Source organism: Geobacillus sp. LEMMY01, from assembly GCF_002042905.1.
In the GTDB taxonomy this organism is placed as follows: Bacteria; Bacillota; Bacilli; order Bacillales; family Anoxybacillaceae; genus Geobacillus; species Geobacillus proteiniphilus.
Genome location: NZ_MVKA01000007.1, coordinates 51,232 through 74,851, shown reverse-complemented (window position 1 = coordinate 74,851; position 23,620 = coordinate 51,232). Strand labels below are relative to the sequence as shown.

The window sequence follows — 23,620 nt, the reverse complement described above, 5'->3', positions numbered from 1 at the left end:
GGAAAACGATGATCCGTAAAGCCACATGGGCCGACGCACCGGCCATCGCTTCGGTCCACGTCGAAAGTTGGAAGACGACATACAGCGGCATTGTGCCGGACGCGTACTTGGAGACGTTGTCAGTGGGAGAAAAACAACCCCTATGGGAGAAGGTGCTCAGCCAATCGGATCATTCTGTGTTTGTCGCCGAGGAAAACGGGCGCGTCGTTGGATTTGTCTCCGGCGGACGAAATCGAGCATCCGACGGTCCGATAGCGAAGTATGACGGGGAGCTGTATGCGATTTATTTGCTTAAAGAGGCGCAAGGAAAAGGGCTCGGCCGGCAGCTCGTTCAAGCGTTGACCCGCGATTTGGCGCAAAAGGGCATTCAGTCCATGGCTGTTTGGGTGCTTGCCGACAACCCGTCACGCTGTTTTTATGAACGGCTTGGCGGTGAAAAAGTGGCCGAGGAAAGGGTGGAAATCGGAGGGAAAGCGTTATTGGAGTCGTGCTACGGCTGGCGAGACGTCCAATTGATGGAACAGTAGGTGGGCTGCCGAACCGTCGGCAGCTTAAAAAAATTCGTTTTGTGAGTGATTACTCACTTTACGAAAAGGTTTATCTTTTTTATACTATATATGAGTGATTACTCACTACTATGCAGAGGGGGAGAAAAGCAATGACCGCCAATCCATGTATTCAAGTAGAGCGTGTCTCCAAGCGGTTTGGAAAAAAAGTGGTCATCGACGATGTGTCGTTGGATGTCCGGGCGGGAGAAATTTTCGGTCTGCTCGGCCCGTCGGGTGCAGGAAAAACGACGTTGGTGCGCATGATCGCCGGCATTGATGCGGCGAGCGAAGGCACGATTCGCGTGCTCGGCGTGAATATGCCCAATCTTGGCGCCATGAAGCGGATCGGCTTTATGGCCCAGTCGGATGCCCTGTACGGAGAATTGACCGCGCTGGAGAACATGCAATTTTTTGCTTCCATCTACGGGTTGCGAGGGAAAAAACAAAAAGAGCGGATCGATGACATGCTGGAGCTTGTCAACTTAACGAATGATCGGAAAAAGCCGGTGCACCAATATTCAGGAGGGATGAAGCGTCGGTTGTCGCTGGCGATCGCCTTGCTTCATGAACCGGACGTGCTCATTTTGGATGAGCCGACGGTCGGCATCGATCCGGTGCTGCGCCAATCGATTTGGGCGGAGCTCGAGCGGATTCGCCGGCGCGGCACAACCATTGTCGTCACGACCCATGTGATGGATGAAGCGGAAAAGTGCGGGCGGCTTGGCATGATTCGCGAAGGCCGTTTGATCGCCGTCGGCCGCCCGGATGAATTGAAACAGGAAGCAGGCGCGGAAACGATTGAGCAAGCGTTTTTGACGTTTGGAGGTGTCCGTCGATGAGAGTGTTGGCCATTGTCGTCCGCATCATCCGCCAGTTTTTCCGCGACAAGCGCACGCTGGCGCTCATGATTGTCGCGCCGATGTTCGTCTTGTTGTTAATGGATTTGGTGTTTAATGGAGAAGAATACAAACCAGCCATTGCCGTCAGCGAACACGTGCCTGAGGCGGTTGTTGACAAGTTGAAAGAAGCAGGGGCGAAAGTGAAAGAGCTGTCGGAACAACAGGCGCGAAAGCAGCTGGACGATCAAGACATTGACGCATGGCTTGACATGAACGGAAGCGCTCCGCACGTCACGCTGGAAGGAAGCGACCCGACTGCCAACCAGGCGGTGATGGCCACGGTGCAACAGGCGTTTCAGTCATTGGCGCCAAAGCCCCCGTTTCAGCTGAAAACAACGTATTGGCACGGGTCGAGCGATATGGCGTCATTCGATTATTTTGGTCCCGTATTGATCGGATTTTTCGTCTTCTTTTTCGTCTTTTTGATTGCCGGAGTGTCATTTTTGCGCGAGCGGACGAACGGGACGCTCGAGCGGCTGATGGCGACGCCGCTCAGGCGCTGGGAAATGGTCGCCGGCTACATGATCGGGTTCGGATTGTTTACGACGATTCAAGCAAGCTTAATTTCATGGTTTGCCATTGATGTGCTTGACATGATGATGGAAGGTACGTTCGGGTATGTGCTGCTCATTACGTTTTTGCTGGCGATGACGGCGCTTGCGCTTGGGATGCTGCTGTCGGCGTTCGCCAACAACGAGCTGCAAATGGTGCAGTTTATCCCGCTTGTCGTCGTGCCGCAAGTGTTTTTCTCCGGCTTGTTCAATCTTAACACGATGGAAGAATGGCTTCGCTCGCTGAGCGTCATCATGCCGCTCACATACGGGGCGGACGCGCTGCGCGATATTATGGTGCGCGGAGAGGGCTTTGGCGCCATCGCCGTTGATGTGTACGTGCTGCTTGGCTTTACGTTGCTGTTTATGGTATTCAATGTAGTAGCGCTGAAAAAATATCGCAAGCTGTAAGGAGTATAGCCATGAGGGAGCATCCATGGATTCAAGAGCTGCTGCAAATAGGCGGCAGGAAAGAGCAGTTCAGTGAAAAGCAGCTGAAAATTTTGGAAGCCGCCATTGAAATGTTTGCCGAAAAAGGCTATGCGGCGACCTCGACGAGCGAAATCGCCAAAAAGGCCGGGGTGGCGGAAGGGACGATCTTCCGCCATTATAAGACGAAAAAAGACTTGCTGTTGGCCATCGTCACGCCGACATTGTTTCAGTCCGTCGCCCCATTTTTGGCGAAAGAATTCGTCCGCGAAGTGTTTGACAACGAATATGAGACGTACGAACAGTTTTTGCGCGCGGTGTTCGCCAACCGCTATGCGTTTGTGAAAAAATATTTGCCGGCGATTCGTGTGCTTTGGCAGGAGCTCGCCTTTCATTCCGAGATTAAACAGTGCTTTCAACGCGTGTTTACAGAGCACGTGTATCCAAAATTCGCCCGCATTGTCCGCCATTTTCAAGAGAAAGGGGAGTTGGCCGAGTGGCCGGTTGATTCGGTCATTCGTTTGACGATCACATCGCTCGCCGGCTTTTTGGCCGCTCGTTTTCTCCTTTTGCCTGACCACAATTGGGACGATGAGGCGGAGATGGAGCGGACGATTCACGTGTTGATGAACGGTCTGCGGCGCTAAACGGCCGGCTTCCGCGCGGAAGCCGGCCTAGCTGTTTTTCTTGGCATAATCGAGGATGGCTTTCGTAAATTGTTTGAAATCATCAAGATGGTGTTCGACGATGGCTTGCAAGATGCCAAGGTTCAGTTGTTGGTAGTCGTGAACGGCGATGTTGCGGAATCCGACCATCGCCTTCATCTTTTTGCTTACAGCGGAAGAGATCACGCCGTGTTCTTCAAGAAGGGAGAACGCATCGCGGCTATGCTGCGGCAGTCCGAATTTCTGCTCGGCCACGATATGCATGGCCAAATCGATGCAGGCCTCGCACGCCCGCTGTAAATTGAGAATGATCGAGTCTTGCTTTGTATAATTTTTTGACACTCCACACGGCTAAAGCCGTGGGATTCTTGGGTCGTTGGCGCCCTCCTCCATTTCTGGTTCGGGCCACGCCCAAGTTTAGGGGTGTGTCATCACCCCGTCCCATCGGGTTACGATGTACCCCCATGGGCGGCGCACCTGTGACCAGTGCGCTAGGTTAGGAGGCGAAGCCCGAAATCGCTTTGGCGATGTTGATCGCGCCATTCAAGTCGGCGTGGATGGTGTATCCGCATGTTTTACACTGAAAGCGGATGCCGTTCCGGTTCGCTTTCTCTCGATGTCCGCATTTACACGTTTGGCTCGTGTAGGTCGGCTTCACCCACTCCACCCGAATGCCTGCCATTTCGGCTTTATAGGCAATCATCGTTTGCAGTTGATGAAACGCCCAAGCATGAAGACTTCGCCCCGTTTCTTTGGCCGATGCTGCCCGCTTGCGAATCCCTGTCAACTCTTCCATCCGAATCACGCCAACACCGTTGGCGAGCGCAAAATGGACAATTTGACGGCTAATTTTGTGGTTGACATCCTTCATCCAACGGGATTCTTTGTTTCCGATTTTTCGCACCGCGCGAAGTTTCTTGGCTTTTTGCCATTTGCGCCGCAAAGCCGCATATCGTCGGCGCACAAAGGCGCATTGGTTCCCTTTGAAAAACAACGATTTCGTTCCCACGCTGGCCACGGCGATATAGCGAAGCCCAAGGTCAACCCCCATCACCTTTGTTTCGTGACGCGGCTTGACTTCAAAGGTGATCGCGATCGCTAAATACCATTTTTTTCTCTTTTTGTACAGCTTGGCGGCCCCTTGTTTGGCGGTTCCATTGATCAGCCGGTTCAGCCATGCTTCTTGATAGGAGCGCGTGACGACCGGCACGCCAATTCGCTTCTCCAGTGTGGGGAAGGAAACCGTGTAGAACGCTCCTTTCTTTTCCACCTTCACGTTTTGATTGTTAAAGCAACACCAKAATGTTCGRAACTTCTTTGTTTTCTGGTTTTTCTTTTGRGACTTCACTTCTCGAATCGTCTGATTCACGACGGCAGAAGGRAACCGCTGCGAYGAAAAYTCTTTAAATMGTTTGCTCGTCGCTTGATTCAGCTCGGGATGATTCAACAGCCAATTCGCAAACGCGGTATTCACTTCTGTCATCCGTTTATACATGTCTTGTTTGACTTTCGTTGGGTTGTACAGCTCCAGCCTTAGTGTGATCGTCGGCATGGATTCACCTCCTTGTGGCGATGACAGGATACCGTTTTTTTCATAATCATTCAATATAAGAAAACGGCTCGCTTTCATCCCACCCCTAAAGGAGTGGGCTTTCTCGCTCGCGGGTCTGTAACAAAATGATACCGTCTAAAAACCGCTAAGAGCTCACGCTGGCGGCTACGGGTCGGCCGCCAACAACGCGGCGTTCGGTCCGGCCGGCACGTTGATCGGCTTCCCAAGCGGATACGGGCCAAGAGTCGATAACCCGCTCGACTCGAATGTGACGTCAAGCAGCCCAAACTCTTTCGCCGTCAGCAACACCGCCTCTGCCATGCTCGCCGCTTCTTCCGCGCTTGGCCGAGCGGACAAATGAAGCCGGACCGTAGCATGGCGCGCATCGACATCGACCGAATCAACTTCCACCCCTGATGGAATGGCCGGCTCAAGCCCGTGGATCGTCGATTTTTTCATCTGCTGCAGCGCCTCAGGAAACGAGCGGGCGCTGCCTGGCGCCGGGATGAGCACCGTATAGCCGAAGGAGGAGGAGCGGTTTTGATAATACATTCGCTTCTGCTGGTTGATTTTTGTCGTTTTTAGACGACCAAACACTGGCAAATCGAGCCCTTCTTCCTCCCCAGTGAAAAAGCGGATGCTTCGCCCGCCCATCTGCCGCACTGTTTCCATGACCGCGTCGAAAAAGAGGCGTTGTTCCTCATGGCTGGCGGCAAACACGCGATGGCTCGCTGGAACGCGAACAACCCATACGCGCCCATCGCCTGTCGCCGGGGCCATCTTCACACCGTCGAGCCACGCGGACGCCTCACGCAACGGGGAACGGGCAAGCTCACTCAGCGCCGCGGACAGTCGTTCTTCCGACGCGGAACGGCCAAGAAGGGGAACAACCACTGGCACCACTTGGCCGATCCGCTCATCGGGCAAGGCAATAACCACTGCATTCGCCGGTTCGCTGACGGCCATCATCGCTTTTGGGTGAGAGGAAGCGCCATCCGCCTGCAACGTCTGAACAGGGGATGAGGAAGCCTCGTTTTTGTCCGAACGTGTTGGAACGATGAAATGCGGACTGGCATAAACCGCCGATGCAAGCACGGCCGCCGATGCAACCGCTGGGAGCCAACGCCGCTTCCAGCGCGCCATCCGCTGAGCGCGCACCAGCCGGGCATACACTTCTTCTTTCGTGCGCCGGTCTTTGATGACGGGCAACTGTTCAAGGCCATGTTCAATGCATCGCTCATTCCAATTGAGCTTTTTCACACCGCCACCCCTCCTGTTTTGCCTCTTCCTCCATATATTGCTTGAGCGCCTTTAGTGCGCGGTGCTGCGTTGTTTTCACTTTGCTTTCCGTCCAGCCGAGCGCTTCCGCCGTTTCCGCGATCGACAGCGACTGGATGAATCGAAGGACGAGCACAAGCCGCTGATCAACCGTGCAGCGCGCCAAACCACGGTACATAAGCTGAATCTCCTCTTTTTGAATCGCCATTTCCTCAGGAATCGGCTCGTCGGCGCCGATTTGTTCCTCGCTCCATTCCGCCGAACCAGCCCATTGGCGTCGGCGTTTTTGCTTGCGGAAAAAGTCAATGGCCACATGGCGCGCAATGGACAGCAGCCACGTTTTTTCGCTACACTGCCCTTTAAATCGTTTGTATGAGCGCAGCACTCTGACGTACACTTCCTGAACCAAATCTTCGGCCTGCTCTCGATTCCGCACCATGTAGAATAAAAAATTAAACAAATCATTATGGTACTTTTCATACAACTTTTCAAAGACGGGGTCCATCGCTTCTCTCCCCCTATCTCCCCCATGGACCGCGACAAAAAAATCCCATTATCTTCATGATAACGGGTTCGAGCTAAAAAGGGAATGATTTTTTCACCAAAAGCAGCCGGCTTTTACCACTCGACGTGCAGTGGAAAAAAGAGAGAGCCGGCTTGCTTTTTGATTTCACTTTCGCCATCCGGATCGTAACTGACAAGCACCGACGTCGCCGGGCCGCCGGAGGAAAAGAGCGGAAGCGGGCATGCGCAGGCCCGCCCTTGGCGGCCGTTAGCGGCTAACAGCTGTGTCCATTCGTAATAAATACCTTTCGAGCCGATGGGAATCAATTCGTAAATGTATGGTGAGCGAAGAAGAGCGGCAAACAGCGAAAGCGGCGCAACCCATTCCGGATGCGCCAACACGGCCGAGCCGACGAGAGGACGGCCGATGACGGCAAACTTCGCCTCTTCCGGCGTGATGCCGATTCGTTTCCGTTCGTTGGCCACCGTCCCGATGGCCGTCACTCCAAGCGCCGACTGCACGGTGGGAAAATTCGATTCCGTGCTGCCGGTGATCGGGGGATCGATCCCCAGCTCGCGGCACGCCCGGCCGATGCCGCGGCAAAGGGCTTCCCACCGGTCATCGGCGATGAAGTTTTGCAGCACGATGGCCCTCGCTTCCGCTCCGACGCTTACTAATTCCATTAAAGCGACGCGGGCGGCAAAATAAGCGACCACATCAGCCGGAGCAGATACGACGTCGCCCGGCTTGTCCCCGACCGCCGCCGAACCGTCGGCGGCAACGGCGATCTCCATGCCGTCGGCAAATGGAAGGAAAAGCACATCACGCATGCGGCGCCTCCACCCCCGCTTTCGCCGCCAACCGGGCGACAACCGGCATGACGGCCAAAGCGATCAACACGTTGACCGCGGCAGCTGCCGAAAGCGGCGGAATGACGGCAAAAACAAACGGCCAGCCGAACGAAACGGCAAGCGGCAGCGGCGCCAAAAACGCATTGCCGATGAAAAAGGCCGCGGCGCTGCCTATTTTCCATCCCCGCCGATGCAACACGGCGAACAGGGCGCCAAGCCCCGCCATTTCAAGAGCGACAAACCAATGAATCGGGCCGAGTGGAAAACCGCCGATCAACGCCGAAACCAAATGCCCCAGCCCAGCGACCGCCGCTCCGGCGCGCGGACCAAGAACCCCGGCGGCGACAAGCGCCGGTGCGCTGTCCAAAGCGATGCTGCCGACAAACGTCGGCAGCTTGATGAAGGATCCGATCACCGAAAGCGCCAAACAAACGGCCGTCCAAGCCAAGCGGCGGTTCATTGTTTCTCCTCCTTGTTGCGGAACACAATAGCGCTCCGTTCATACTCGATGTCCTTTACCCCTAAACGGGCGTTCACGACCCGGGCAGCGGCGAACAAATAATCGGACAGGCGGTTCATATATTTGAGCACAACATCGTTGATCGGCTCCGCTTTTTGCAAGGAAACGATGCACCGCTCCGCCCGTCTTGCCACCGTACGCGCCATATGGAGCGCCGCAGCCGCCTTGGAGCCGCCCGGCAAAATGAATTTTTGCAATGGCGGTGCCTCTTGCACGTGCGCATCAATGCGCTCTTCTAAAAATGTGACCATCGCCTCGGTCACCTTATACGGAAGCTTGCCGTTGACGATGGCCAGGTCGCCGCCGCAGTCAAACAGCTCGTGCTGGATTTTTTGCAGCTCGGCGCAAAGGTCGCGAAACCGTTCATCGCCGGCCAATAACGCAAGCGCCCATCCGATGAACGAATTCGCCTCGTCAATCGTCCCGTACGCCTCGACGCGCAAATGGTCTTTGTCAACGCGCCCGCCGACTAAACTCGTTTTCCCTTGGTCCCCGGTTCGCGTATACAATTTCACTTTTCCTCTCCCCCTTATTTCAATCGTTCCGCCAGTCCGCACCAAAGCCGGTCGACGCGGCAACACAAGGAAGCTAGTCGCTGGTAGCACATTCCCACTGCGTCGCGCCAGCGCCGCTCTTCCGGATCAACCGGAACAACGCCTTGCGTCACATCGGTGCCGATCCAAACGACCGTGCGGTTAGGCGCTGCCGCTTCCCATCGTTGCCAAGCGCGGAAATAGGATTCCCACTCGTCTGCGTCCGGACGGAGGCGGATGGCGGCTTCCAACCCGTCAAAGACGACCGTTTTTGCCGTTTCGATGCCATCCGGCGACCTATACGGCTCCAAATAACCGTTATGCCATACAATATGAACTCCATCATTTATTCCATACCGTTCCCGCACCCATTTTCGTTTTCCTTGAAACGCACCGCCGATAACGAAATGCACCGCTCTCCCCCTTTCCAACGCTCGATCGTCGATTCCAACGTATATCCGCCGGCAAATGGCACCTCCCATTCCCAGAACGAACGGGCATCCGGCGCATACTGCTCGAGCAGGAGGCGAATTGGGCCGCCATGGGTGACGATCACGACATGGCGGGCTTCGCTTTGCTCGGCCAAAGCGATCGTCTCCGCGAGCGCCTGTTTGATGCGCGCTTGAAAGTCGGCATAACGCTCTCCTCCAGGCGGCGCCGCGGAAAAGGGCGACGCAAGCCATTGGCGGTAGGCGGGCTCTTCTTCCAGCTCAGCAAACGTTTTTCCTTCCCAAGCGCCAAAGTGAAACTCGCGCCAGCGGCTGGTGCACCAATCTGCCCTGCGTCCGCCAAACAGCAAGGCGGCCGTTTCTCGACAGCGGTGAAGGTCGCTTGTGACCATGCAGTCGACCGGATACGGCCGCTCAAGCTGCAAACGGCATAGCCGATTGCGCTCCGCGGCCGCAAGCGGCGCATCCGTCCAGCCGATATACGCCCGACGTCGGTTTTGTTCCGTCATCCCATGGCGGATGAGTGTAACAGCCAAATGACGCCCCATAGCACCGTCTCCCCTCCTTCGATCAGCGCGCCGAGCACATCGCCGGTGATGCCGCCAAACTGTTTTTCCGCCCACGGCTTCGCTGCCGCCGCCAAAACGACAACCGCTGCAGCCAGCGCCGCCCCTGTTTGCACCGAAATGGCGGTGGATGCACAAAGAAGCGAAAGCAATACAAAAGCGAGTCCAAGCGCCCAAATGGCATCACGCCATGAACTATATTCGCGAAGCGATGCGGCCATTCCTGTCGGCTTTGCCAGCTTGCCGACGGAAAGAAGCCAGGCAGCTCCGGCCCGCGACAACAGCGGAACGGCGGCGAACAGCGCCGGCGGAACGCCGGCTTGGAGCGATTCGTACAGAAACAGCCAACGAAATGACAACAAACAAATAAGCGACAACACCGCAAACGCACCGACACGCGAATCGGACATGATCTCTTGCCGCCGCTTCACATCGCGGTATGAAAAAAACGCATCGCTTACATCCATAAACCCATCGGCATGCAGCCCGCCGGCTATCCAAATGCCGAGCCAAAGAAGAAGAAGCGCCCAAACAAGCGGCGAGCCAAATGAAAATAACGAAAAGAGCGCATACACTCCGGCTGAAAACGCCCCGATCAGCGCCCCCGCAAGCGGCATACAGCGTACGAGCCAGCGGACATGGACGGCGTTCCATTCAATCGAGCGCCGAATCGGGATGATGGTAAACAGCTGCAGCGCCAACAGCCATCCGTTCCATGCTTGCTTCATCGCGGCCACCGCCCCTTTTTCACGCGGAGAAGGCCGCATTCAACGACCGCGGCGGCCGCTGCTTCCGCGACCAACTGTTGGTGAAGCGAGCCAAGCGTTTTCATGTAGCGAAATGTGCCAGGATCATCCGGCACGCCCCCGGAAAACAGCTCGTTCGATACAATCACAACCGCGCGGCAGGCGGCATCCCACGCCCGCACTCCGTCAAGCAAGCGGCGGGCGGTGGCTTGGGCGGTTGCGTCTGTTTTCCAGCTTTCCCCGGAAAACAATTCGTGGGCGAGCCAAGCGGTCAAGCAATCAAGCAGGACGACATCATTAGGGCGCAGGGAAGCGGCAATCTCCCGAGAAGAGAACGGGGCTTCCCACACCGTCCAATGCGCGGCCTGCGCCGCACGCCGCTCTTGATGGCGGCGGATGCGCTCCGTCATTTCTTCATCCACTGCCTGCGCGGTAGCAATATAGTGAAGCCGACCTCCGCAAGAAAGCCGGATGGCGCATACTTCCGCCGCTTCACTTTTTCCGCTGCGCGCGGCTCCGCTGACAAACACAATCATCCGCTCCACCTCGCAAGCGCCTCAAGCAGCCGATCGTTTTCCACCTGCGTTTTGACCGCGAGCCGCACGTAACGTCCATCCAGTCCAGGAAAATTCATTGTATGCCGCGGGACGATTCCTTGCTGCAATAAATAGAAAAACAAATCCTCTGTCCGTCCGGAGAGCGGACGCAGCAAGTAAAAATTGACCACCGACGGCGAGACGGCATACCGGCCGGCCGGCAGCGACCGAAACACGCGCTCCCGCTCGGCGGCGATCCGTTCTTTCGTCCACTTGACAAACGATTCCATCGCCATGAAACGAAGCGCCAATTGTTGGGCGATGCAGTTTGTGCTCCATGGCGGCTGATGCGTTTTCAGCGAAGCGATCACCGCCTCGTCGGCAGCGACATAACCAAGGCGCGCGCCGGCCAGATGATGGATTTTCGTCAACGATCGAAGCACAATGAGGCGCGGATAGCGATCCAGCCACCGCATGGCTGTAAATCCGCCGCGCCAAAACGGATAGAACGCCTCATCCACCACGATATACGTCCCTGCTTGATCCGCTGCAGCGACGAGCGAGCGGAGATCACGCTCCGGCATCACGGTTCCGGTCGGGTTGTTCGGATGACAGAAAAAAACCGCGTCGCATTCCGCTGCCCATGCCGCCGCTTTGTCGATGTCGTACGAAAAACCGTGGCTTTCCTCTGCCAGCAAAGACTTGACTTCGCATCCGTAAGCAAGGCAGGCGCGCCGATACTCGGAAAACGTCGGCTCTAAGATGCCGACGCGCCGGCCGGCAAGCAGCGCGGCCAACAAATAAATCGCCTCCGCTGCCCCGTTCGTCACCAGCACTTGCCCGGGGCGAATCTGCTCCTGCTTGGCAACGAGCTCCCTGAGCGCCTTCGCTTCCGGATCCGGATACTCACCGGCCCAGCGAATCCATTCCTCGCCGTTCGGCCAAGCCGACGGCGGCAGGCGATATGGGTTCGTATTGACGCTGAAATCAATGTATTCTTTCGGAGGGGCCAATCCGCATTGCTCATACAACGCGCGCGGATTCGCCCCATGCGCCGGCCAACGCAACGATCATCCCCCCGATCCATAGCAATAACGTAAAGGCGAGCACCGTTCTGATCATGATGCCGACCGCCTGGCGAATATGAACCGAGCGCAGCGGAACATCGGGATCGCCGAGTGTCGGCCGCTCAGAGACGACGCCGCCATATGTATTCGTCCCGCCCAGCTGCACCCCAAGCAATCCAGCCATCGCCGCCTCGAGCCAGCCGCTGTTCGGGCTTGGGTGGCGGCGGGCATCGCGAAACAATATCGACAGCGCCAAACGAAGCCGGCGGCCGCCGCAGACCAACACCATCACGAGCGCCGTCAGCCGCGCTGGAATATAGTTGAACACATCATCCAACCGAGCAGCTGCCCAACCAAATTCGCGATACGTTTCATTTTTATAGCCGAGCATCGAATCGCACGTGTTCACCGCCCGGTACAGCATGGCAAGCGGCGCGCCGCCCAAGGCCGCGTAAAAGAGCGGAGCAGTGATGCCGTCGCTCGTATTTTCCGCCACCGTTTCGACGCAGGCGCGGGTGATGCCGGCCTCATCGAGCCGCTCGGTGTCGCGGCCAACGATCATCGACAGCGCCCGCCGCGCCTCGGGAAGATCGCCCGCTTCAAGCGGCCGGCGCACATCCTCAGCCGCTTCAGCGAGGCTTTTGGTCGCAATGGTGGTGAAAATAAGCGCCGCCTCGACCGCCACCCCCACGTACACGGACAACGCATAGCCTACATAAACGACCAACGCCGACAACCCGTAGACGGCGGCCAGGACCGCCGCTACGGCCGCCGCACCTTTCGCCCGCCGCCTTGTTCCCTGGTTCCAGCGCCGATCAAACCAGGCGATCCACTTTCCCATGCCCCGCACCGGATGCGGAAGCCAATGCGGGTCGCCAAGCAACGCGTCAAGCAACAAGGCCAATGCCATCGCGAACAGGTGCGTCATCGCCGCCCCCTCCGCCGCTTGTAGCGGTCAAGCGCCTCGATCGTCGCTTCATACACGAGCCGACCGATCGCGCGCCCCAGTTCCGTCGCCGTTCCGGCATAGGCAAACGTCCGCCCGGTTTGCGTCGCCGCCACGGCGAGCGAATCGGTCGACGTGCCGGTGGCAAGCGTCCCTGTTTCCGGGTCGCAAACCGAACGGTCGGCGAGCGCTTTCGCCTTCGCTTCCGTCGCCGTCATCATCGCCTGGACAAACGCCGCTTCCGTCAGCATTCCGTCAATGACAATCACCATATTGATCGTTCCCGGCCTTGCCACAAGCGGCTTATGCTGCCATGCCCGAGCGGCATCAACCGCATTGCCGACGCCAGCGGTCGTCATGACCGCAACCGAAAACGCTTCCCCTTCTTCCTGAAGCCAAACGGCATCATGGACGTCAACCGCCGTCATCATGCCGATCGTTCGTTCCGGCGAAAACCCGTGTTGCTCCAAATAGCGGCGCATGTCTCCTTCCGCATCGCGGCAATCGTAATCCAACCCGACATGGCGATTGACAAAATGGGTCGCCCATTGAAACCCAGCGCCGATCAATGCCGAGGACAGGACGCGAAGCGGCTGGCAGGAGGCAAGAACAGCGGCGTCATCAAGAAAGGACAAACGCAGCCCGCCGGCCGGCGATTCTTCTTGTTTTCCTTTCGGCACAAACGAAAACATCGGCTTTGCCGTCGCCGGATGGGCCAAACGCACAATCGGCGCGGCAAACACTTCCTCAAGCAGCGCCGGCGTCATCACATCTGTCGGCGTTCCAAGCGCCGCTGTTTTTCCTTCTTTTAACACAAGCACCCGGTCGCAATATAAGCTAGCGACGTTCATATCGTGAAAGACGGCGACGACCGTCAAATCGCGGGAGCGGGCAGCTTCCGCGAGCCGGTCCAAAAGCCGGACTTGGCCACTCATATCCATATGGTTCGTCGGTTCATCCAAAAGCAGCAGCCGCGGCTCTTGGGCGAGCGCCCGCGCCAAATAGGCGCGCTGCCGCTCCCCGCCGCTTAGCCGCTCAAGCGGCTCATTGATTTTGTCGGCCAAGCCGACCGCACGAAGCGCTTCTTGAACCGCGGCTTCATCCTCTTTCGTCCACGCCGGAAACAAGCCGCGCTGATGAGCATAACGGCCGAGTGCCACCGTTTCTCTCACCGTGTAGCCGGGCGCCGTCTCCGCTGTCTGCGGCAGGACGGCGGCAAACCGCGCCCATTGCTTCGCAGACAGCGCCAAAAGCGGCTGGCCATGAATCTTGATCTCACCGCTGGCAAGCGGAAGCTCTTTGCAAATGAGTTTCAGCAGCGTCGTTTTTCCACTGCCGTTCGGCCCGACGATGCCGAACAGCTCCCCTTTTTCCACGGAAAACGTCACACGATCAAGCACTTGCTTTGGTCCATACCGATGCGATACGGCCCGCACCTCAAGCATCATCATCCCATCTTTCGCTTCGTTTTTCGGAAAAACAAGACGGCAAATAGCGGGGCGCCGATCAGCGAGGTGATGACGCCGATCGGCAGTTCGCGCGGTTCAATGATCGTCCGCGCCGCCACATCGGCGAGCACAAGAAACGCCCCGCCATACAAGAGCGACAGCGGCAGCAGCATCCGATAGTTTGGCCCGCACACAAGCCGGACCATATGCGGAACAACGAGCCCAACAAAACCGATCGTCCCGGACACCGACACCGCCGCGCCAGTGAGTAGCGCGGCCGCCGTCAAAATGATGACTTTTCGGCGCGTAACATCAACGCCGACATGAAGCGCCGCCGCCTCGCCAAAAGCAAACGCGTTCAACTCGCGGCCGTTGGCGAGAAGCACCGCCGCGCCGATGAGAAAAAACGGCAACAAAAGCCCGCTGTACTTCCAGCCGCGCATCGCCACGCTCCCCATCAGCCATGAGATGATTTGCCGCAATTCTTCCCCGGTCAAAGCGATCATGAGCGAAATGAAGGCGCTGAAAAACGCGCCGAAGATAATGCCGGCTAAAATGATCGTCTCAACCGACAGCTGCCGCTCAACCGCGCGGGTGAACGCCAAAACGGCGGCAAGCGTCGCCATGCCAAACAAAATGCTGACCACCGGCAATGTAAACGTGCCAAAGAGCGGCCATTGCCAACCGAGAAACATGACGAGCACCGCTCCGACCGCAGCGCCGGATGAGACGCCGAGCGTGTACGGATCGGCGAGCGCATTTTTCAGCAACCCTTGGAACGCCGCGCCGGCCATCGCCAGCGAGGCGCCGACCAAAAACGCGAGCACAACGCGCGGCAGGCGAATCGCTATGACAATCGGCGCCCAATCGGCCGGAATGTCAGACGGAAGCGGCATACCAAACCATTCGGACGCAAGAATGCGAACAATAGAAGAAAAGGGAATCGACAGCGATCCTGTCGATATCCCTACGAGCAACGATAAAATGGCCGCCATGACGGCCAATATATACATCCACGTTTTACTTGAACACATCCGGGTAAATGGCTTTGGCAAGTTCCTCGACCCCTTCGGCAAGGCGCGGACCCGGCCGGCTCACTAAATCGGAGTTGACGTCATACACCCGCTTGTTTTTCACCGCTGGCACGTCTTTCCAAGCGGTGCGCGCAAGCACTTGCTTCGCTCCGCCGTATGTCGTGATGATAACGTCCGGCTTATAGGCCACTGCTTTTTCTTCTGTCACCATCGGCCAGCCTTCCAAGCTGCCGGCGACGTTTTTCGCTGAAATCACTTGGAGCATCTCATCCATAAACGTCCCTTTGCCGGCCGTATACAGCTGCGGCGGCGGCGACACTTCAATCCAGACGTTCGCCTGCTTATCCGCCGGGATTTGTTTCGCTTTTTCTTGAATTTGCGCAAGCTTCTCTTTCATATCATTAATCACTTGCTTCGCTTTGTCCGTCGTCCCTGTCGCTTTGCCGATCAATTCGATGGACGCATACACATCGTCAAACGACTTTGCATCATTCACGACAAGCACGGTGATGCCGGCGTCTTTCAATTGCTTGAGGCCATCGCGCGAGTTATGGGCGCTTGACGCGTGAGCCAAGACGAGATCCGGCTTGAGCGAAATGATTTTCTCGACGTTAAACTCCATGCCGCCGATTTTCGTTTTCGTTTTGACGTCTTCCGGATAATTGTCAAAATCGCTGACGCCGACGATTTTCTCGCCAAGCCCCAACGCATAGGCGATTTCCGTATTGCTTGGGATGAGTGAGACGATTTTTTTCGGCTCTGCCTTGATGGTTACATCTTGGCCAAGCCCGTCTTTCACCGTCACCGGAAACGCCGCTTGTTCCGTTTTCGGCTCTTCTTTTTTCGTTGGTTGGGCGTTGCTATTGGTCCCACTGCTGCAACCGACCAGCACGGCGGCCAGAAGGAATAGAGCAGCCAACGCCGCCGTCCATTTCCAACGCTTCATCGGTCGTTCCCCCTTTCGCTATGTAAAAATAAAAACGCCCATTCCGCCTAAATCTGGGAATGAGCGCGAAACAGACCGCCAATGGGCACAACAATGCCCTGTACGACTGTTTCCGCGTCTCACCCCCCGAAGATTCGGAAACTGCGGCAAGCAAGGCAGGTCTACTGACTCATGCTTCATCCTACTCTGAAGCCTTCCCGTACGGAAAACAGCGCAAGCCATCTGTCCGTACAGTGGCGATTTCATTTCGTCCGCATTGACAGTTGCGGGGACAGCTCCGGATTCTCACCGGATTCCCTATTAAGCCTTTTCGGCACCTTGCTGCGAATCTATTCAGTTATCGGATATGGACATTTTTATATTAAAGCAAGGCTTGGTGTTTGACAACTATTTTTGTAGAAAGAAGTCGGTCCACCACCTAGATAGATGAAGAAAAGGCGCTTCCTTTTGACGCCTTTTCGATCCCTTTACTGCCCGATATATTTTTCAAACACAAACCCGAAATCCTTCACCGTATAGTTCTTTTTCGCTTCCGCCAGCCAGCGAAAAGCGTATTCATTCACGGCCTGAAAATCCGCCGACACATTGGCGCCGTCGCCGCGCATGTTGGCAAACACCTTGGCCGCCAGTTCCAAACTCCGCTCCGCATAGTTGAACTTCGTTTCGTTTTCATGGCAAATCTCCGCGATCGCCAGCAGCGATTTATACAAATCTTTCAATTCCTCAATATGCTTTTTATGCACATCAATCGAGTAGGAGTGCGACCCGATTTTAAATTTGATTTCCGCGTCCAAGTCGACCGTCCCGGCTGTTTCGAGCGACACGTCGGAAATCGGATGCTTATAGTAATCGTAGCGGCGCAGCGTCCGTTTTTTGCTCGTGGCGCTTGTGCCGTCTAGATGAATGAGCGCGCGGTTTGTGAAGCAATATTCATCGGATTTCGATTTAATAAGGAAATAGATTTTTTCCCCATCCTCGTGCATCACATAATCATCGGCATCCACTTTGTCGTAATCTTTCGGCTGAATAACCGAGCCGATGTCGCTTAGCCCAAGCACATCGGCGGCGACTTTTCCAAACATGCTCATTTTCCTCCGGCTCCTTCCATGTTTTATCGGCGCCCGCCTATTGCGGATGAACGGCGTTTTGCCTTAACAAGGCGCCGTACTCTCATTCTGTAATACGTCGCGATCGAAAAAATGTTTCATCGTCGGCAAAAAACGAAAGACCCAACGCCTTTTATGACGGCGTCAGGCCATACAAGCAACTACAGTTCCCCGCTTAGACGGGAGTCTTTGTTAGTGAGTCGCAAAAAGATCAAATAAACGAGTCCAATCGCGATCCAAATCAATCCTAGCTTTTTGCTGAGCGGGTCCAGATTCATCCATACATAGCCGATGATAACAAAACCGATGAGCGGAAACAAGAGATGATTGATATAATCGTTACTCTTTTGTTTGCGCAAGAAATAGTTCATCACCGACACATGCAAAAAGAGGAAAGCCGTCAGGGCGCCAAAGTTGACAAGCGAAGCGAGCTTATCAATTTGCGAGGCGAACACCGTCGTGACAATGAGCGAAATCACAGCGACAAGCAATGTGCTGACGTATGGCGTTTGAAATTTCGGATGCACTTTGGCCAGCACACTGGGCAGTTTACGGTCGCGACCCATGCTGTACAAAATGCGGGAGATGGCTGCCTGGGCGACGAGCGCGTTCGCGATCCCCCACGAAAGCGCGGTGGCGACGATCGTTGTCCATTTCAGCCATGGTCCGCCTGCCAGCTCCGCAATCTGATAAAACGCCACGTCCGCGTTTTTAAACGTCGTATAATCAGGCCAAATGAGAGCGGCGACCCATGTTTGCACGATGAAAAGCGCACCGACAACGAGCAAAGCGAAAATGATCGCTTTGCCGATCGATGATTTCCCGTCTCTCGTTTCCTCAGCCAGCGTCGACACCGCATCAAAACCAAGGAAGCTCAAGACGGCCACCGACACCGCCCCCATCACCGTCTCCACGCTGAAATGATCGGGATCGTACAGCGGTTTGAACGTAAACTGCGCTCCATTGACGCCTTTTATAATAGCAATAATTCCTGTGATCACAAACACTGCAAGGACAATGAGCTCTAAAACAACAATCACTTTGTTCGCTTTGGCCGTCATCTCGATTCCGAGAATATTAATGATCGTATTCATGGCAATAAACAGAATTAGCCACACGTAAATCGGCACTTGCGGCACAATGTCGGCTAAGGCAGCAGCGCTGACCAAATAGAGAAGAGCCGGAACGAAAATGTAATCAAGCAAAATGACCCAGCCTGCCATAAAACCGACATATTCATTCATTCCCCGCTGGGCGTAGGAATACACGGAACCAGCGATTGGAAACGCCTCGGCCATTCTGGCGTAGCTCAAGGCGGTGAAAATCATCCCCACCATTCCGATTAAGTATGCTAAGGCGACCATCCCTTTTGACCCTTGCGCTACATACCCGTAAATGCCGAAAGGAGCGATCGGCACCATGAACACCATTCCGTAAATCAACAAATCAACAAATGTGAGCGACCGTTTTAATTCCTGTTTATAACCAAGCGACTCGACCGATGTGTTCGTTTCAAGTTGCGCCATCGCCGTTCCCTCCTCAATCCTCAAACAGGCGGATGACATACGCTTCAAGCACAAATCGCGGTACAAAGAAACGCGCCGTGACGAGCGGGTCAACGACTTGGCTGATTTGTGTCTGACCGGCAGCGCTAAGCACCATCGTCAAATGGTTCAGCGTCAACGGAGTGTGCGGCAACAGCAAATCAACCATTTCCTCAACCGACTGTTTGACCGCCTCATCCAACGTTTTGGCCGAGACGATCGTCGCAATGCCATCATCGTTTTGCAACAGTGGATGGTTGAGCGAATATCCTTTCATCACCCGGACGGTGACCGTCACTTCCCCCGGAATTTCGATACCAGACACGCCGATTTCGCCGTCCCCCATCGCCGCATGCAAATCGCCTAATGCGAACAACGCCCCTTTGACAAAAACCGGGAAGTAAACGGTTGCCCCTGTTGTAATGAGCTTTGTATCCATATTGCCGCCATGCGGCCCGGGCGTCCCGCACGACACATCCTCACCGCTCGGCGCTACCCCGATGACGCCAATCATTGGATTTAATGGAATAGAAAGATGCTCGTCAAATACGGCCCGGTTTTCTTCTACTGGAATCATTTTTGCCTCAAACTGCGGAATCCGGTCTCCAAGCACCCCGAGCCCTGGGCCGACAGCCATGACCCCCTGTCCTTTGAGGCGAATCTGTTCAATTTTTACCGCTAAAATGTCACCGGGTTCCGCCCCTTCAATATAGATCGGTCCGGTCGCCGGATTGATATGATTCCAATCGATCGAGTCAAACGGCGTTTCGCTTGAAGTAATTTGATTTTGGAAACAGTCGTACGTTTCGATGACAAACGTTTCCCCTGACTGTACTGTTCGAACCGGTTGGTGGTTTTTGCTAAATGCATAAATGGCCGTTGTGCATGGAACAAATGACATGTCCGCTTTCCTCCCTTTCGTTTTTGTCTCATTATAACAGGGAGCAAACAAACTGTTTTGCATTTTTTTGATTCATTTTTGTTACTTCTTTATTTTTTGAATTAATCGATAAATCTGAGTAAACAAGAAACCGCCAATCCCATTCCATGCTATGGCCTCCAGCACATTATGGCGCATTCCCCATCGCCAGGCGATAGCAAACAAACATACCCATCCGATCATGCCTATAACCCCCATCGGTTTCTCTCCTGTCCGTAAAGCAGCCAACCCAAAACACGAGGAGGCAAGCAAGGCGGTCGAAAACATGACCATCCGCATCGGAAGAAGAGGAGCAATAAAAAAGAGGGCTAGTACAAGCAAAAAAGAGATGACATATGTCCATGAGAGATGCCTGCTCCACCTGTGCCAAAAAATTTGCACAACGGAATGCAAGGAAAGGGATAAGCTGAGTGACAACGCCGCCAGCAAGGCAATAGTAAGCGGCCAAGCAATCAAGACAGAAGAATGAAGCAGCCACCGTTTCAGTATGGCGGCAGTCGAAGCGGCCGCCGCATACGGGACGCATAAGGCTGCAACGGCCAACGGAAGCGGAGCAAGGCAAAACGCGGCCATAGAAAACGTCAGCGCAACGCGTTCTTTTTTCAATATTGATGCAATATCCCATACATACTCGTCGGCCAACCATTGCCCGGCAGCCGCCGCCAGCACAGCCCAAAACAACACGAACAACGAAACCATGTTCACATCGAGGGAAGCTGGGACAGTGCGTACAATCATCTCATATTGCCGCGCCACACCACCCGTTAGATAATAGGCAAACGGAACCATTCCCATCACTATATAAACAATGTATAGCAGAACCGTTCCGATTTTCCGCATCCCCAACCAACCGGCGAGCACGGTAAACACGTACACATAGACGAACCAAATGAATAAAAAAGTCGGAGAAAAACGAAAGAGTTGCTGCAACAAATATGCACATAACACGACAACGGTAAGCAGCCGGCCGATCGAAAGAAGGCGAACAAAAAACCGAAAGAAAAACAAAGCCCGCGCCGTAAAACAGCAGTCCGGCCAGCGATCCCCTTCCTCTGTTAGGGAACGATAGCGTACGGCCGCTGCTGAACGCCAAAGCACAAAAACGGCGGCCCACACCGCCATAGCCGTCACCACCCCCGCCGCCACCCCACCATGAATAAAAGCATAACATCCAAACAACAGCAGCTCACCGGATGCGAAACGCAGTAACAGGGCATTGACCCCCTTGCTTAATCCAAGCGCCTCCGCTCCGATAAAACTGCAGCGACCAATATGCGGCACAGCAGCAAGCAGCAGTACGCATGCCATGAATAAAAGCATATACCAGTCCATTATCCATTGGTCTCCTTATACTTCGTAGGCGGGATGCCGACATATTTTCGAAACAAATGACTGAAATGATGTTGACTAGAAAATCCTGTCTCCTCAGCAATGCGTGCCATGGACCAATCCGGCTTTTTGGTCAACAGCTCTTTCGCCTTTTCAATCCGATATCGATTGACGTAATCCTTAAAATGGATGCCGATCTCCTCAACAAACAGCCTGCTCAAATAGGCTGGATGTACATGCACGGCAGCGGCTACCTCGGTTAAGCTGATTTTTTGTGCATAATGACAGTGCACATATTCGAGCGCCGCGCGGATGAGCGGGGACGAGACAAGCGCTTCCGGATGCTTTTGTTCAAATTTCGACAACGCTTGATCAAACTCGCTCTCGATGAGCGGCTTCACCAAGTAGTCGAGCACTTCAAGCTGAATCGCCCGTTTGGCATAAGCAAAATCTTGGTAGGCTGTGATAATGATCAAGGCAAGATCGGGCTGTTTTTGTTTGAGCTCATAGGCCAAATCCAACCCGGACTGTCCAGGAAGGTGGATATCGATCAGCGCCAGCCGGAAGCGATGGGATGCGGCCAACCGTTTCGCCTCTGCGGCATCCTCCGCCGGCCATACTTCCCAATGCGGATATTTCCGCTTCACCAAATACGTGAGTTGTTCCAATTCTAAATATTCATCATCGACAATCAACACCTTCATCGTTTATCCCTCATCCCCTGGAACATACGGCCAAACGACAAGCGCCTCTGTCCACCCGCGCTCATCTTTTTGCAACACAAGCTGAGTTGGCAAATCAAACAAAAGAGCAAACCGCTTGCGCAAATTATCCAAGCCGACACCTCCATTCGCGATGGATAACTCCTTCCCTTCATTGCCATTATCGCAGACGCGCAAATATACCCAGTTGCCTTGGCGTCGAAAATCGATCGCCAAACATTTTTCACCCGCTTTTTTCTCAAGGCCATGTTTGAATGCGTTTTCCACCAGCGTTTGCAACGTATAAGAAGGAATGAGCGCACGCTCTCCATCCGGATCCATTTGCACCGACACCGACAGCCGTGAACCGAAGCGAAGCTGCTGCACCGCTAGATAGTTGCTTGTATGCGCCCATTCTTGTTTGAACGGAATAAGCGGCTGTTTCGTCTCATAGCTATCACGCAAAAACAGCGCAAAATGCTCCATTCCCCGAATCATTTCTTCATTTTTTCCTAAGCGCGCCAAGGATAAGAAAGCGTTCAACGCATTGAAAAAGAAATGCGGTCGGATTTGTTGATGGAGCTGCATATACTTGCTTTCTTGGAGTTCTTTTTCCAATCGAAGGCGCGCATGTTCCAACTGCCAATAATCCACTTCTTTTTCCGCTACCCCCAACAGCGCCAACACTGTCAACGATACAAGCGGCAACAATACGCTGAAAATGAGAATGAGATGAAATAATGGCTCGGCAATCATCATATTCTCCCCGCCATGCGCAATGCTTTCTCATTTGTTCTTTAATTTTATCACAAATTTGTTCTTTCATTTGATCACAAAATAAATAGAGGCGGCGGTACAAGGCAACCGTTTCCCACAGCCGCAAATCTACTTCTCCAACTCCTTGATACACGCCCTACTCTCTGCCCGAAAAAACGCCCCAAAAGCGAATGCTTTTGGGACCGACTGATCATATTCCATTTTATCTCAACGGCGATCTTGCCATGCGAATATACGTGTGGCGTCTGCCGCGAATGGCGATCGAATACGCCATAATATTCTCTGGAACAGCGATGCCATGATAGCCAGCGTCGCCGATATGATGTAGATCCGCCCCAGCCATTTTGCTTGCAAGCGCGATTTGACGAATCGTACTCTCGTCAGCTCCTTCTTGGCTTGTGCCGATCGTCAGCATCGCAAGCGCCCCATGTTCATGCGCCACCTGAACAAGCTTCTCTGTCTTGTCTAATGTCACCCCCGGCACCGTTCCAGGAGCCGGCATCAAAACGACATCCGCACCAGCGTGAATGAAACGCACCACCACTTCTTCCGATACGATCCCGCTTCCCGCTTCATCGGCAACGCCTGCCGCGTGCATTTTCCCAGCCATCACGAGAGCATCCTCGCCTAAAATGGACCGCGCCGTTTCGATGGCTTTCACAATCTCATCATTCGTCACGCCTGTTTTCGGGTTTCCGGTTAGGCAAACAAAATCAAATCCTAGCTGTTTTGCTTGTTGCAGCGACTCGGCCGTTGCCATTCTCCCTTTTGGCAGCGTCGCAAGCTCCTCAAGCTGCTTTGCATTTGGGTCAACCGGCTCCAAATTGACGCCAACCGGGCGCCCTGTCAACTGCTTTAACCGTTCCACCATTTGATTCGGTTCGTTCGTGTCCAACCCGTTCACAACCGGCCGGAACACATCGAACCAATTCAACAACAGCAAATCCGCCCCAAACGCCGTGGCCAGTTCGGCGTTGGTGACCGCCGGATACAGCGGCGCGAATTCCCCGACGACTTCCGCGACGATCACCCTGCCTTCTGACGCTTGAATCGATTGTTTTAACTGTTTTCCTGTCATCCGACGAAAATCGGAGGCGTTGCAATCCAACAGCCGCTTCACCGGAGCTCCCCCTTTCTGGCGTCCCTTAAAAGAA

The 23,620-nt window shown here is 54.7% G+C and carries 27 protein-coding genes and 1 riboswitch; of the genes, 4 read left to right on the top strand and 23 right to left on the bottom strand.

Annotation, left to right across the window (positions count from 1 at the left end; translation table 11 throughout):
• Positions 1-8: 8 nt before the first annotated feature.
• The 4 genes from B1A75_RS05080 to B1A75_RS05065 all read left to right on the top strand — a co-directional run bounded on the left by B1A75_RS05080 (position 9) and on the right by B1A75_RS05065 (position 3,074).
• Positions 9-527, top strand: coding sequence for a GNAT family N-acetyltransferase (locus tag B1A75_RS05080; RefSeq protein WP_079935853.1), 519 nt, complete (start codon positions 9-11; stop codon positions 525-527).
• A gap of 131 nt (positions 528-658) precedes the next feature.
• Entirely contained in the window at positions 659-1,387 is a 729-nt protein-coding gene (locus B1A75_RS05075; RefSeq protein ID WP_079935852.1) for an ABC transporter ATP-binding protein, read from the top strand.
• Complete coding sequence (locus B1A75_RS05070) at positions 1,384-2,409, top strand: ABC transporter permease (RefSeq protein ID WP_079935851.1); 1,026 nt, start codon at positions 1,384-1,386, stop codon at positions 2,407-2,409. The genes B1A75_RS05075 and B1A75_RS05070 overlap by 4 nt, the downstream gene beginning before the upstream one ends.
• 11 nt (positions 2,410-2,420) lie before the next feature.
• Positions 2,421-3,074, top strand: a complete 654-nt coding sequence (locus B1A75_RS05065; RefSeq protein ID WP_079935850.1) for a TetR/AcrR family transcriptional regulator — start codon at positions 2,421-2,423, stop codon at positions 3,072-3,074.
• A gap of 27 nt (positions 3,075-3,101) precedes the next feature.
• Here the strand turns inward: B1A75_RS05065 and hepT are convergent, their stop codons facing one another.
• From hepT to B1A75_RS04950, 23 genes are all read right to left on the bottom strand, one after another.
• Positions 3,102-3,434, bottom strand: a complete 333-nt coding sequence (gene hepT / locus B1A75_RS05060; RefSeq protein WP_074042966.1) for a type VII toxin-antitoxin system HepT family RNase toxin — start codon at positions 3,432-3,434, stop codon at positions 3,102-3,104.
• Between the two features lie 154 nt (positions 3,435-3,588).
• Positions 3,589-4,644 carry an RNA-guided endonuclease TnpB family protein gene (locus B1A75_RS05055; RefSeq protein ID WP_079935849.1) on the bottom strand — a complete coding sequence of 352 codons (1,056 nt, stop codon included), beginning with the start codon at positions 4,642-4,644 and terminating at the stop codon, positions 3,589-3,591.
• Positions 4,645-4,809: 165 nt separating this feature from the next.
• The gene (locus B1A75_RS05050) at positions 4,810-5,904 is read right to left on the bottom strand and encodes a GerMN domain-containing protein (RefSeq protein WP_079935848.1); all 1,095 of its coding nucleotides are present in this window, start codon (positions 5,902-5,904) and stop codon (positions 4,810-4,812) included.
• The gene (gene sigX / locus B1A75_RS05045) at positions 5,882-6,427 is read right to left on the bottom strand and encodes an RNA polymerase sigma factor SigX (protein ID WP_074043951.1); all 546 of its coding nucleotides are present in this window, start codon (positions 6,425-6,427) and stop codon (positions 5,882-5,884) included. Before sigX ends, B1A75_RS05050 begins: the two co-directional genes overlap by 23 nt.
• Positions 6,428-6,540: 113 nt before the next feature.
• On the bottom strand, positions 6,541-7,257 hold the full coding sequence (locus tag B1A75_RS05040; RefSeq protein WP_074043950.1) for an AIR synthase related protein: 717 nt from the start codon (positions 7,255-7,257) through the stop codon (positions 6,541-6,543).
• Positions 7,250-7,738, bottom strand: coding sequence for an ECF transporter S component (locus tag B1A75_RS05035; RefSeq protein ID WP_074043949.1), 489 nt, complete (start codon positions 7,736-7,738; stop codon positions 7,250-7,252). Before B1A75_RS05035 ends, B1A75_RS05040 begins: the two co-directional genes overlap by 8 nt.
• On the bottom strand, positions 7,735-8,313 hold the full coding sequence (locus B1A75_RS05030; RefSeq protein ID WP_074043948.1) for a cob(I)yrinic acid a,c-diamide adenosyltransferase: 579 nt from the start codon (positions 8,311-8,313) through the stop codon (positions 7,735-7,737). Before B1A75_RS05030 ends, B1A75_RS05035 begins: the two co-directional genes overlap by 4 nt.
• Before the next feature lie 14 nt (positions 8,314-8,327).
• Positions 8,328-8,744: a bifunctional adenosylcobinamide kinase/adenosylcobinamide-phosphate guanylyltransferase gene (locus tag B1A75_RS05025; protein ID WP_074043947.1), complete on the bottom strand. Its 417-nt coding sequence runs from the start codon at positions 8,742-8,744 to the stop codon at positions 8,328-8,330.
• Positions 8,678-9,328: a histidine phosphatase family protein gene (locus B1A75_RS05020; RefSeq protein ID WP_074043946.1), complete on the bottom strand. Its 651-nt coding sequence runs from the start codon at positions 9,326-9,328 to the stop codon at positions 8,678-8,680. The genes B1A75_RS05025 and B1A75_RS05020 overlap by 67 nt, the downstream gene beginning before the upstream one ends.
• The gene (locus B1A75_RS05015) at positions 9,286-10,074 is read right to left on the bottom strand and encodes an adenosylcobinamide-GDP ribazoletransferase (protein ID WP_074043945.1); all 789 of its coding nucleotides are present in this window, start codon (positions 10,072-10,074) and stop codon (positions 9,286-9,288) included. Before B1A75_RS05015 ends, B1A75_RS05020 begins: the two co-directional genes overlap by 43 nt.
• A complete protein-coding gene (locus B1A75_RS05010; protein WP_074043944.1) occupies positions 10,071-10,628 on the bottom strand; it encodes a bifunctional adenosylcobinamide kinase/adenosylcobinamide-phosphate guanylyltransferase in 558 nt (185 codons plus the stop codon). Before B1A75_RS05010 ends, B1A75_RS05015 begins: the two co-directional genes overlap by 4 nt.
• Positions 10,625-11,695, bottom strand: coding sequence for a threonine-phosphate decarboxylase CobD (gene cobD, locus B1A75_RS05005; RefSeq protein WP_074043943.1), 1,071 nt, complete (start codon positions 11,693-11,695; stop codon positions 10,625-10,627). Before cobD ends, B1A75_RS05010 begins: the two co-directional genes overlap by 4 nt.
• Positions 11,652-12,623, bottom strand: coding sequence for an adenosylcobinamide-phosphate synthase CbiB (gene cbiB, locus B1A75_RS05000; protein WP_074043942.1), 972 nt, complete (start codon positions 12,621-12,623; stop codon positions 11,652-11,654). The genes cobD and cbiB overlap by 44 nt, the downstream gene beginning before the upstream one ends.
• Positions 12,620-14,092 (bottom strand): adenosylcobinamide amidohydrolase, encoded by a 1,473-nt coding sequence (locus B1A75_RS04995; RefSeq protein WP_074043941.1) that lies wholly within the window; start codon positions 14,090-14,092, stop codon positions 12,620-12,622. Before B1A75_RS04995 ends, cbiB begins: the two co-directional genes overlap by 4 nt.
• Positions 14,089-15,144: a FecCD family ABC transporter permease gene (locus B1A75_RS04990; protein ID WP_079935847.1), complete on the bottom strand. Its 1,056-nt coding sequence runs from the start codon at positions 15,142-15,144 to the stop codon at positions 14,089-14,091. Before B1A75_RS04990 ends, B1A75_RS04995 begins: the two co-directional genes overlap by 4 nt.
• Positions 15,110-16,069, bottom strand: coding sequence for an ABC transporter substrate-binding protein (locus B1A75_RS04985; protein ID WP_074043939.1), 960 nt, complete (start codon positions 16,067-16,069; stop codon positions 15,110-15,112). The genes B1A75_RS04990 and B1A75_RS04985 overlap by 35 nt, the downstream gene beginning before the upstream one ends.
• A 137-nt stretch (positions 16,070-16,206) precedes the next feature.
• Positions 16,207-16,405, bottom strand: a riboswitch (cobalamin riboswitch).
• Between the two features lie 131 nt (positions 16,406-16,536).
• Complete coding sequence (locus B1A75_RS04980; RefSeq protein WP_074043957.1) at positions 16,537-17,151, bottom strand: PH domain-containing protein; 615 nt, start codon at positions 17,149-17,151, stop codon at positions 16,537-16,539.
• A 185-nt stretch (positions 17,152-17,336) separates the two neighbouring features.
• Entirely contained in the window at positions 17,337-18,701 is a 1,365-nt protein-coding gene (locus B1A75_RS04975) for an APC family permease (RefSeq protein WP_079935846.1), read from the bottom strand.
• A 13-nt stretch (positions 18,702-18,714) separates the two neighbouring features.
• The gene (locus B1A75_RS04970) at positions 18,715-19,620 is read right to left on the bottom strand and encodes an acetamidase/formamidase family protein (protein ID WP_079935845.1); all 906 of its coding nucleotides are present in this window, start codon (positions 19,618-19,620) and stop codon (positions 18,715-18,717) included.
• A gap of 81 nt (positions 19,621-19,701) precedes the next feature.
• Positions 19,702-20,991, bottom strand: a complete 1,290-nt coding sequence (locus tag B1A75_RS04965; RefSeq protein WP_068896244.1) for a hypothetical protein — start codon at positions 20,989-20,991, stop codon at positions 19,702-19,704.
• Positions 20,991-21,692 carry a response regulator transcription factor gene (locus tag B1A75_RS04960; protein ID WP_011231754.1) on the bottom strand — a complete coding sequence of 234 codons (702 nt, stop codon included), beginning with the start codon at positions 21,690-21,692 and terminating at the stop codon, positions 20,991-20,993. Before B1A75_RS04960 ends, B1A75_RS04965 begins: the two co-directional genes overlap by 1 nt.
• A 3-nt stretch (positions 21,693-21,695) precedes the next feature.
• A complete protein-coding gene (locus B1A75_RS04955; RefSeq protein ID WP_012820711.1) occupies positions 21,696-22,445 on the bottom strand; it encodes a sensor histidine kinase in 750 nt (249 codons plus the stop codon).
• A 223-nt stretch (positions 22,446-22,668) separates the two neighbouring features.
• Entirely contained in the window at positions 22,669-23,586 is a 918-nt protein-coding gene (locus B1A75_RS04950; RefSeq protein WP_014196233.1) for a DUF7916 family protein, read from the bottom strand.
• Positions 23,587-23,620: the final 34 nt, after the last annotated feature.

Bases quoted from the DNA above. Each gene is read 5' to 3' on its own strand.
- sigX (WP_074043951.1), bottom strand. From the start codon at position 6,427: ATGGACCCCGTCTTTGAAAAGTTGTATGAAAAGTACCATAATGATTTG.
- B1A75_RS05040 (WP_074043950.1), bottom strand. From the start codon at position 7,257: ATGCGTGATGTGCTTTTCCTTCCATTTGCCGACGGCATGGAGATCGCC.
- B1A75_RS04955 (WP_012820711.1), bottom strand. From the start codon at position 22,445: ATGATTGCCGAGCCATTATTTCATCTCATTCTCATTTTCAGCGTATTG.
- B1A75_RS04965 (WP_068896244.1), bottom strand. From the start codon at position 20,991: ATGGACTGGTATATGCTTTTATTCATGGCATGCGTACTGCTGCTTGCT.
- B1A75_RS04980 (WP_074043957.1), bottom strand. From the start codon at position 17,151: ATGTTTGGAAAAGTCGCCGCCGATGTGCTTGGGCTAAGCGACATCGGC.
- B1A75_RS05070 (WP_079935851.1), top strand. From the start codon at position 1,384: ATGAGAGTGTTGGCCATTGTCGTCCGCATCATCCGCCAGTTTTTCCGC.
- B1A75_RS05080 (WP_079935853.1), top strand. From the start codon at position 9: ATGATCCGTAAAGCCACATGGGCCGACGCACCGGCCATCGCTTCGGTC.
- B1A75_RS05015 (WP_074043945.1), bottom strand. From the start codon at position 10,074: ATGAAGCAAGCATGGAACGGATGGCTGTTGGCGCTGCAGCTGTTTACC.
- B1A75_RS05020 (WP_074043946.1), bottom strand. From the start codon at position 9,328: ATGGGGCGTCATTTGGCTGTTACACTCATCCGCCATGGGATGACGGAA.
- B1A75_RS04975 (WP_079935846.1), bottom strand. From the start codon at position 18,701: ATGGCGCAACTTGAAACGAACACATCGGTCGAGTCGCTTGGTTATAAA.
- B1A75_RS04985 (WP_074043939.1), bottom strand. From the start codon at position 16,069: ATGAAGCGTTGGAAATGGACGGCGGCGTTGGCTGCTCTATTCCTTCTG.
- B1A75_RS05035 (WP_074043949.1), bottom strand. From the start codon at position 7,738: ATGAACCGCCGCTTGGCTTGGACGGCCGTTTGTTTGGCGCTTTCGGTG.
- B1A75_RS04995 (WP_074043941.1), bottom strand. From the start codon at position 14,092: ATGATGATGCTTGAGGTGCGGGCCGTATCGCATCGGTATGGACCAAAG.
- B1A75_RS05075 (WP_079935852.1), top strand. From the start codon at position 659: ATGACCGCCAATCCATGTATTCAAGTAGAGCGTGTCTCCAAGCGGTTT.
- B1A75_RS05010 (WP_074043944.1), bottom strand. From the start codon at position 10,628: ATGATTGTGTTTGTCAGCGGAGCCGCGCGCAGCGGAAAAAGTGAAGCG.
- B1A75_RS04970 (WP_079935845.1), bottom strand. From the start codon at position 19,620: ATGTCATTTGTTCCATGCACAACGGCCATTTATGCATTTAGCAAAAAC.
- cbiB (WP_074043942.1), bottom strand. From the start codon at position 12,623: ATGACGCACCTGTTCGCGATGGCATTGGCCTTGTTGCTTGACGCGTTG.
- B1A75_RS04960 (WP_011231754.1), bottom strand. From the start codon at position 21,692: ATGAAGGTGTTGATTGTCGATGATGAATATTTAGAATTGGAACAACTC.
- B1A75_RS05065 (WP_079935850.1), top strand. From the start codon at position 2,421: ATGAGGGAGCATCCATGGATTCAAGAGCTGCTGCAAATAGGCGGCAGG.